The organism is Mesotoga sp. HF07.pep.5.2.highcov, assembly GCF_003666285.1.
Taxonomy (GTDB): domain Bacteria; phylum Thermotogota; class Thermotogae; order Petrotogales; family Kosmotogaceae; genus Mesotoga; species Mesotoga prima.
Map to the genome: position 1 here is coordinate 1 of NZ_JFHJ01000472.1, position 4,939 is coordinate 4,939.

The window sequence follows — 4,939 nt, forward strand, 5'->3', positions numbered from 1 at the left end:
ATAGATAGTTTGCAACCAGCAAGACAGCTAGTGATACGGCCCCACTGATCCAAACGTTACCCTGGTGGGCCGGGCTGGCATAGAAGTACGGATTGCTGAACCTGTTTCCGACACCCCCAGCTATTAAATCGGCAATCAGCACGAGGAATGGAATACCAAAGTTGTCCAGACCGGCCGTTACGCTTATCATTGAAACGGCAAAATAGGCAGTAGAAAAACTTATGGAACCGATCACCATTGAAAGCCAGTAAATATTCATCGATGAGATTAGCTAGCGCCGAATAACGCCATTCCAATCACCTGTGTAACAACGCTCAACGCAATGAGAAAGAGATATGATATCCAGAACAACTCCTGGCGCGAGTACGGAAGCGCCAGCAGCGACCCAAGCCTCTTATGCTGAATATCTGATGGGAGAAGACTCGTTGCCAATAGAAAGAGGAATATCATTCTCACCGGATAGAAGGGAATCAGCAATCCAAGGGAAAAGACAGCAATCCTTCCTGCCTTCTCACTGAACTCTTTCATAAAATAAGCTTCAATCTTTTCAGTCATTCTTCCATACCTCCTCAAGCAAAACCTTAGCCATTTGCAGATCTATTCCGTTTTTCTTCAATTCCCCTACGGTTTCAGATATCGTCTTCATTACTTCTCTGTTTATCGAATGTGCCGTCTTCACAAAATAGCCTACCCCATGTTCTGCCTCCACTAACCCTTCGAACTGCAGCCTTTCGAGTGATCTGATTACGGTGTTCATATTCACTCCGAACATCGCGGCCATCTCCCTAACCGGGGGCAATTGGTCTCCGTTTTCTAGACGTCCGAGCATTATCTCCCTCTTAACTATGTTCATAATCTGTATATAGGCCGGAACACCATCGTGTTTATCGATTTTTCCAAACATGACATCACTTCTTTCAATACTTCTCAGTAACGACGCTCACCCTACCAGAGGTAATAAGTTCAAAGCCACCACTCCCGGTGGGCATCAATAGATTGAGCGACCCGCCTATTCCCGAAACGTTCACCCGTCTGCTTCCGGTCCACGAATCGCTGAATTTTATCCTCCCGTTCACCACCGTTCCATGTATCGAAAGATTCTCGATTTTCGACGCATCCATAGAAAAGGCCAGTGCTACCCCGTTCTGCACGGTAAACTTTTCTGCCTCTACACTTCCCATGAAGGACAGCGAAGGTACATTCTCAATAATGATTTCTGGAGCTTTTAGGCTTCCAGTTATTGAGAGAGATGTTCCCTCAATCGAAATCATCTTGCTCGCCATGATTTCTCCCCTGATCTCTCCTGAGATAGTCTGAATTTCCATCTTCGCAACATTCACCTTGTCGTTCAGCCTCAAGAAAACCGTTCTAAACTCCAATCTATCGAGTTCTGAAAGCGTTCCAATAGTAATTTGGGCAGTTGAGTTTTTCATATCATTGGGCATCGAGATCTGCAATCTTTCTCCATATCTGTTGATTTCGAGCTTCGATGGGATGTGGATCTTATCTGAGTTTTCATCGAAGCTAATCTCGAAACCAAGTCCAGAAAAAACGATTTCCTTTGCTCCATCCACATACTGATCAGGCATATAAGTCTTATGATCTGAGCCTTTCCTGTTGTAGCCGCCTTCGTTATTGCCATAGTATTCGTAACCATCGTTTTCGATCCAGTTAAACCACTGAAGAATCGACGGGTCATCTATGAACCCGAGAGGCCAGTTGAGGCAATTCGATCCGATCCCATTTATTACACCCAAGGCTACTATCGGAATAACAAGGAACAGAATACCGAGAGTTATGAGCAGCCATTTGAACTTCTTCAGGCTTAACGCAACTACAACAATTCCAGCAATAGCAAGGAGTATCTTGCCCGCTGTGAAAGGAATCAGCAAAGCCAAAAGGCCTAGCACTCCTGCCAATATTAGCTTAGTAATCGAAGGATACTTTTTATTCACCTGCACACCTCCTTAATCATATAGTGTTCTATTCCATTAGAACACTGGTCATCTACATTGTCAAGTGCTACTTTTGGAAATTTCCCTTCGACTTTTGCTCTAATTCACTAACTTTGAATCAGCATGGAGTTATATAGATTCGTTCCGGAAAATCGTGCTTCGGGGTCGGAGGTTGGGGGTTTGAAAGAGCAAAGGATCAGTCCCAAGTTGTGAGTTGTTAGACCGGGGTTGGGGGTAGCGGGTACGTGGTAGGAAAGAGCAACGGAACTCGTTCGCCGTTGAACGGTTCTCCGTTCTCCGAAGAATAAATAGGAGCTGGATGCTGAAACAAGTTCAGATAATCTAAGTTGTCAAGTATAGAATTAGGAAAATTATGAGAGTGAAAGGTCGAAAGGAACGTTATTTTTCAAAAGTTGGTGCACCATTTCCGCTGCATGACGAATTTAGACGTTTTCGAAATAACCATCGCTATTATTGCATTAATGACTTCTCAGTCCTACCTCCCTTTGTCATCCCGAACTTGTTTCGGAATCTCGGTTTTCGATTATAACGTGGTTTGCAATAGCAAGTAGGGCGTTGGAAAGAGCCAAGTGAAACCGGTTCGCCGTTGAACGGTTCTCCGTTCTCCGAAGAATAAATATGAGCTGGATGCTGAAACAAGTTCAGATGCTGAAACAAGTTCAGATAATCTAAGTTGTCAAGTATAGAATTAGGAAAATTATGAGAGTGAAAGGTCGAAAGGAACGTTATTTTTCAAAAGTTGGTGCACCATTTCCGCTGCATGACGAATTTAGACGTTTTCGAAATAACCATCGCTATTATTGCATTAATGACTTCTCAGTCCTACCTCCCTTTGTCATCCCGAACTTGTTTCGGGATCTGGTTTTGATCCTCTCAACGGAGGAGGGCGTACCGTTGACTGGCTAACGTTTTTCATCAGCGTTCAGCGGGTTCTTGCTCCTAAGCGGGAACGGCTTTTGGACAGAGATTCTGACTAGGAGCTTTGTCGGAATGACGGAATCAGGCCTTTTCACAATAACCATTAGTTGTCATCCCGTAGAGCTCCTGTACGGGATCTCGCGACTAAGAACAGCTATCCCCTTAAGAACGAAGATCCACTGATCGCTGGAAAGAATCGCCCTTTCGTGCAAAAGACCGGGATTCTGACCAGGAGCATTGTCAGAACGACGGCATGTGTTGCTTTCAGAATAACCGAAGAGCCATTTAACATAGTCATTCTTTCTCGCACTGCACACGATCGAATTCTCTGACTTTCATTTCTTTTGAGCATCCTGTCACAAAAGTGTTAGCATCGCCGGGAAACGTTGTAATCAGTAATGATCAGCGGAGACCGGTTATTTACCCTACGTAGTCCGAACTGGCCTCGCCGAAGACGAGACTGGCCACCGAAGGTGACTGGCCTGCGAAGCAGACTGGCTACGCAGATCTTCCCCGCGAAGCGGGCATTGCGACCTGGCAAAGCCAGCCTTGCATCCCGCCGCAGGCGGCATTGCGACCGCCGATGATATTCGGCGCCTTTCGTCTTTCGACCAAATATGCTCTTATAGGAGGACGGTGGACCGTTGACAGTTGATTCGAGGCTCTTCTCGAAATGTTCTTGCCAGTTTTGCGTCCACGATTTCTTATCAGAATCACGTTTTCGAGATTCCTCTAATTTCTTCTGAATCTGCTATTCTTTGTTATGCTAAACTTATTTATATAGCTGAGGAAGGGGAGGGTTGCATGATTGATAGAAAGGAAGGAAGAGCCTTCTTGGGCAATAAGGTCTGGGAAGAAGCGAATAGCCAGCTAAAGAAAACAGATCAAATGGAAGGAAAACCTCAGCCTCCACTGGAAAAAAGCTCGGAGGGATATGAACTAATCAAACTGCCCGACCCGAACGTTGTTAACCTCCATATGAAAGACTTGAGGGAAATCATCTTTTCCAGAGAAAGCAGGAGAATATTCTCAGATGATAAGATCTCTCTTGAGTCGCTTTCATTTCTTCTCTGGTCCACACAGGGAGTCAAGGGTGTTCTGAGAAACAACTATGCGACACTGAGGACGGTCCCCTCAGCAGGCGCTCGTCACCCCTTTGAAACTTACCTTTTCGTCAGACTTGTTAAGGGTCTCAAGAAAGGTTTATATCGCTACGTAGCTCTGTCACATTCGCTAATCCTCCTAAAGGAAGGAGATTTCGCGAAAGAAGTGGCAGAAGCCGCTTTCGGTCAGAAGTTTGTCGGCCAGTGTGCAGTCACCTTTGTTTGGTCCGTCATTCCTTACAGAACAGAGTGGAGATACGACTTGACTTCATATAAGCCGATTCTCCTGGATGCAGGTCACGTCTGTCAAAACCTCTACCTGGCGTGCGAGGCACTCAATTTAGGGACATGTGCTATTGCCGCTTACGATCAGACAAAGACAGACGAGTTAATCGGTTTGGATGGTTATGACGAATTCGCAATATACATGGCTCCAGTAGGAAAACCAAAGAAGTATTGATTTTGAGTATCTCTCAACCAGAAAAGCTGGTTCTAGAAAGTATATCCAGAAAAGTGTTTGGAAGAGAGGAGAGGTATTTTCCAGTAGAATAAGTAGTTAGGGAGTCAGACCGTTACCCAGGTGAACTAAATGAGATCGTGCAAGTCCTCGGCGAGAAGAACTCTATGATATAAAGCCCTTCAAAATGCATGGAAATACACGCAAAGGTATTCTAGAAGTAGAAGAAGAGAACAAACCCGAAAAGGAAGGAATTATGCGGGCATTGTTGTCAAAGATAATGGAATTAACTTCGGCAGACCGTTCTATTTTCATCAACATTGATGCTCTGGCAGGAAAGATGAACATGATGAGATATGAAACGTTCGATGCTCTGAATTTCCTTCACGGGCGATGGTCTTGTAAAGATTCGCTCTAGAATCTCCGTGTCATTACCAGCAGAACAGAGAAAGAAGTCAGTCTCCTGGCTTCCATTTGGGGATGAT

The 4,939-nt window shown here is 45.0% G+C and carries 5 protein-coding genes and 1 pseudogene; 1 reads left to right on the forward strand and 5 read right to left on the reverse strand.

Annotated features, from left to right (window positions below; translation table 11 throughout):
• The 5 genes and pseudogenes from BG32_RS16590 to BG32_RS09895 all read right to left on the reverse strand — a co-directional run.
• A pseudogene (locus tag BG32_RS16590) lies at positions 1-259 on the reverse strand (hypothetical protein); the annotation flags it as partial.
• An 8-nt stretch (positions 260-267) separates the two neighbouring features.
• Positions 268-555 carry a hypothetical protein gene (locus BG32_RS16595; protein WP_259459665.1) on the reverse strand — a complete coding sequence of 96 codons (288 nt, stop codon included), beginning with the start codon at positions 553-555 and terminating at the stop codon, positions 268-270.
• Positions 548-904, reverse strand: a complete 357-nt coding sequence (locus BG32_RS09885) for a GntR family transcriptional regulator (protein WP_006486670.1) — start codon at positions 902-904, stop codon at positions 548-550. Before BG32_RS09885 ends, BG32_RS16595 begins: the two co-directional genes overlap by 8 nt.
• 13 nt (positions 905-917) lie before the next feature.
• Positions 918-1,955 carry a hypothetical protein gene (locus BG32_RS09890; protein ID WP_006486672.1) on the reverse strand — a complete coding sequence of 346 codons (1,038 nt, stop codon included), beginning with the start codon at positions 1,953-1,955 and terminating at the stop codon, positions 918-920.
• Between the two features lie 1,049 nt (positions 1,956-3,004).
• Positions 3,005-3,211 carry a hypothetical protein gene (locus BG32_RS09895; protein ID WP_006486677.1) on the reverse strand — a complete coding sequence of 69 codons (207 nt, stop codon included), beginning with the start codon at positions 3,209-3,211 and terminating at the stop codon, positions 3,005-3,007.
• A gap of 487 nt (positions 3,212-3,698) precedes the next feature.
• On the opposite strand from BG32_RS09895, the gene BG32_RS09900 reads away from it, so the two are divergent.
• Positions 3,699-4,457, forward strand: a complete 759-nt coding sequence (locus tag BG32_RS09900) for a SagB/ThcOx family dehydrogenase (protein ID WP_006486678.1) — start codon at positions 3,699-3,701, stop codon at positions 4,455-4,457.
• Positions 4,458-4,939: the final 482 nt, after the last annotated feature.

Excerpts from the sequence above, each read along its gene's own strand:
- BG32_RS16595 (WP_259459665.1), bottom strand. The coding sequence starts at position 555 with ATGACTGAAAAGATTGAAGCTTATTTTATGAAAGAGTTCAGTGAGAAG.
- BG32_RS09885 (WP_006486670.1), bottom strand. The coding sequence starts at position 904 with ATGTTTGGAAAAATCGATAAACACGATGGTGTTCCGGCCTATATACAG.
- BG32_RS09900 (WP_006486678.1), top strand. The coding sequence starts at position 3,699 with ATGATTGATAGAAAGGAAGGAAGAGCCTTCTTGGGCAATAAGGTCTGG.